This is a genomic window from Acidovorax sp. HMWF029, from assembly GCF_003060895.1.
GTDB lineage: Bacteria > Pseudomonadota > Gammaproteobacteria > Burkholderiales > Burkholderiaceae_C > Acidovorax.
Genome location: NZ_QAIH01000160.1, coordinates 1 through 3181 on the forward strand (window position 1 = coordinate 1; position 3181 = coordinate 3181).

At 62.0% G+C, this 3181-nt stretch carries 4 protein-coding genes; all 4 read right to left on the reverse strand.

The genetic code is table 11. From position 1 onward, the window contains the following. Positions 1–291: 291 nt before the first annotated feature. Positions 292–1059 (reverse strand): class II glutamine amidotransferase, encoded by a 768-nt coding sequence (locus DBR12_RS11145; RefSeq protein ID WP_108617305.1) that lies wholly within the window; start codon positions 1057–1059, stop codon positions 292–294. Positions 1060–1149: 90 nt separating this feature from the next. Further along, on the reverse strand, positions 1150–2607 hold the full coding sequence (locus tag DBR12_RS11150) for a DHA2 family efflux MFS transporter permease subunit (protein ID WP_108617306.1): 1458 nt from the start codon (positions 2605–2607) through the stop codon (positions 1150–1152). 103 nt (positions 2608–2710) lie between these two features. Next, the gene (locus tag DBR12_RS11155) at positions 2711–2899 is read right to left on the reverse strand and encodes a 4-oxalocrotonate tautomerase (protein WP_108617307.1); all 189 of its coding nucleotides are present in this window, start codon (positions 2897–2899) and stop codon (positions 2711–2713) included. Positions 2900–2939: 40 nt separating this feature from the next. Beyond that, positions 2940–3146: a cysteine-rich CWC family protein gene (locus DBR12_RS11160; protein WP_369861511.1), complete on the reverse strand. Its 207-nt coding sequence runs from the start codon at positions 3144–3146 to the stop codon at positions 2940–2942. Between the last annotated feature and the right edge of the window lie 35 nt (positions 3147–3181).

The following is a 3181-nucleotide window of genomic DNA, read 5'->3' on the forward strand; positions in this document are numbered from 1 at the left end:
GATGATAGTGCGGGTTCCCGTGTGAAAGTAGGTCATCGTCAGGCTCTTACAGCCCAAACCGCCCTTCTGCTCAATTGAGTAGAAGGGCGTTTTGCTTTGTGGAGGCACAATTTTGGATTGATCCTGGGGCGTCGCGGAGGGCAAGGGTGTTCGCCCAATTCTTGCCGACACTTTCTGGATGGGCCCACTGGTTCGATTGCATTTGTGGGTTAGTGACGTAGTATGTCCGGCGGCCCGAAAAGACGATCTACACGCGAATACCTTTGACGAGTATCGGGATACTGAATGGGCTCAGACCGGTAGTCGCCGCCCCTGTTCGAACACCAGCAGTTCCCCCTGGCCAAACGCTGTCCACTGCTCGTTAGTCGTCAACGGGCTGGTCACAATCACGGCCACTTCGTCTTTCTCATTCGTCTCTTGAGAAAAATCCAGCGCTAGGTCTTCGTCGCTCAGTTGCGCGGACCCAAACGGGTGGCGTCTTTCGATGTAATACAGGTTGGTGGACGCGTGTGCCCACAGCGCCTGGCCGTTGGACAACAAAAAATTGAACGTGCCGTGAGGACGGATCCGGGCCGCCAGCTCCTTCAGTGTCAAGGTCAACTCAGGAATGGACGGCACCGTGGCGTGGGACTTCGCCAGCTCCTGCATGAGCCAGCAGAACGCATGCTCGCTGTCGGTATCGCCCACGGGGCGGAAGTGCGAGTGCAGGCGGGGGCGGAAATCCTTGAGGTCTCCGTTGTGGGCAAACACCCAGTAGCGCCCCCACAGCTCCCGTACGAACGGGTGGCAATTCTGCAGGCTGACCACGCCCTGGGTGGCCTTGCGAATGTGCGCGATGACGTTTTTGCTTTTGATCGGGTAGCGACTGATCAGCTCGGCCACGGGGGAGTCCACTGCCGCCTGGTGATCTACAAAATGCCGAAGGCCTTTGTCTTCAAAAAAAGCAATTCCCCAACCGTCGCTGTGGTGGTCGGTTTTCCCGCCGCGTTGCGCAAACCCCGTGAAGCTGAAGGTCACGTCGGTGGGGACATTGCAGTTCATGCCGAGCAGTTGGCACATGGCGGGAATTCCGTTTCTAGGGTGTCGTGTGGGGCGATAGATGATGCCTGAAGCCGGACTGCCGCTGGGAGAGAGGCGGTTGTCTGCTGTTTATCGGGGCTTGGCCTCACGCAGCTGCCAGGCGGCCACCAAGGCCAGCAGACACAAAAAGGTCAGCATCAAAAAGGTCTCGCCAAAGGCTGCGATACGGGCCGGATTGCCGCCATCAGCTGCCAGTGAAGCGCCATGGGCACCCAGCCGCCATTCGAGGACGATGCCACACAAGCTCACGCCCGCCGCCCCCCCCAGCATGCGAAGGAACCCGATGGCGCTGGAGCCTTGGGAGATCAGCGACTTGTCCAGCGGCCGCATCGCCCCGAGGTTGAGCGAGGGCAGGATGAACCCGAGCCCGATTCGCCCCAGGATGGCAAAGGCCACCAGCATCCACAGTGGAGAACCCAGGCCAACAAACACCATGAGCCCAAACGAAAGCGCCAGAAGGCCCAACCCGGTGCTGACCAGAAAATGCGTGGGCTGCCGGTCTGCAAGACGCCCCACAATGGCGATGGTTGCTGCCAGCACAAATCCGGCAGGCAGCATGAGCGTGCCCACATGCGAGGCCGATAGCTCCAGCCCCAACTGCATGAACACCGGCAGCAGGTAGGTGGAGCCGAACAAGGCCGTGCCATAGATGAAGGCCACTACGCTGCCCATGGCAAATTGCTGGTACTGGAACAGCCGCAGGTCCATCAAGGGCTTGCGGTCCTGCTGGATCAAACGACGTTGCCAAGCAATGAATGCGCCGACCGCGCAGGCTGCGCCCGTCAGCAGCGCGATGGCCTCGGACGCAGAGCCTCCATGCAGCGACACCAGTCCGTTGAGAAGGCACAAGGTACCTGCGGTGCCCAGCAGCAGTCCGCGCCAATCCAGTGGCTCGCCCTGGCGGTTGGCATCCACCCCGCCGGGCGCCGTGACGGGCACAAACTTGTAGGCCAGCCAGATCGAAGCCAGGCACAACGGCACGACCATAAAGAAGATGGAGCGCCAGCCAAACCAGTCCACCAGCAGGCCACCAATGCTGGGGCCGATGGCCGGTGCCAGAACGACCCCCATCCCAAAGATGCCACTGGCACGGCCTTGTTCGTGCGGCTTGAAGGCGTAGAGGATGATGACCGCGGGAATGGGCTGCACAACACCGGCGGCCAGGCCCTCGGCAACCCGCGCGGCCAGCACCAGGCCGAAGTCCTGCGCGAGACCGCCTCCCACGCCCCCCAGCAGCAACACCAGCATGGCACCCACATAGGTAGCGCGGTAGCCGTAGCGCGACAGCAGCCAGGGAGTGGTGAGCATGGAGACCGTGGTGGCCACCATGAACCCAGAGGTGACCCACTGCGCGCGCTCCTGGCCCAGCGTGAAATAGTGGCTCATGTCCGGGATGGCCACGTTCACAATGGTCGAGGACATGATCGACGCCATGGTCCCCACCATGACCGACAGCAAGAGCAGCCAGCGATAGCGCTCACCATAGCGCTCTCGCAGCACCGACAGGGAGCCGGGAGCAGGTGTCATGGGCGGATCACCGTGCGCAACGGGTGAAAGGGGTTAAACAAGGCAGGGACGCGGTGCGGCCATGGGGTGTCTGTCGCACCACATGGCCAGGTCGTGCTTCAGGTCAGGTGCGTTCCAGCCACAGCTTGCCGCCGGTGGCCCAGTTTTCTCGCTTCACATCGGTGATCAGGATGTCCACCGACTCGGGCGAGCCACCCAGGACCTCGACGCTCACACGGGTGATCTCTTCCACCAGCTTGCGCTTTTGCTCGACCGTGCGGCCTTCCATCATTTCAACGTGGTACGTAGGCATATCAAACTCCTTCAGGGCGTATCGCCGCAAAAAGCGGAAATCATATCGGCGCAGGCCCTGGGGGGCGTACAAAGGGTTGCTGGGTGTTGGTGGAAGGTGTGCCGCAGGCAGAGCAGATGCAGGCCTTGCCGCGCTGTTCCTCGGGCACGGCGGCCAGGGCGGCAGGCGCGATGGACTGGGTCATGCACCAACAGCTTTCGGGCGGGCGGCCAGCGGCCATGGCGCATTGGTTGAGCCCGCCGCACAGTGGACAGCAGGAGGGGTTGGAGAGGGGCGGGGTGG

Excerpts from the sequence above, each read along its gene's own strand:
- DBR12_RS11155 (WP_108617307.1), bottom strand. The coding sequence starts at position 2,899 with ATGCCTACGTACCACGTTGAAATGATGGAAGGCCGCACGGTCGAGCAA.
- DBR12_RS11150 (WP_108617306.1), bottom strand. The coding sequence starts at position 2,607 with ATGACACCTGCTCCCGGCTCCCTGTCGGTGCTGCGAGAGCGCTATGGT.
- DBR12_RS11145 (WP_108617305.1), bottom strand. The coding sequence starts at position 1,059 with ATGTGCCAACTGCTCGGCATGAACTGCAATGTCCCCACCGACGTGACC.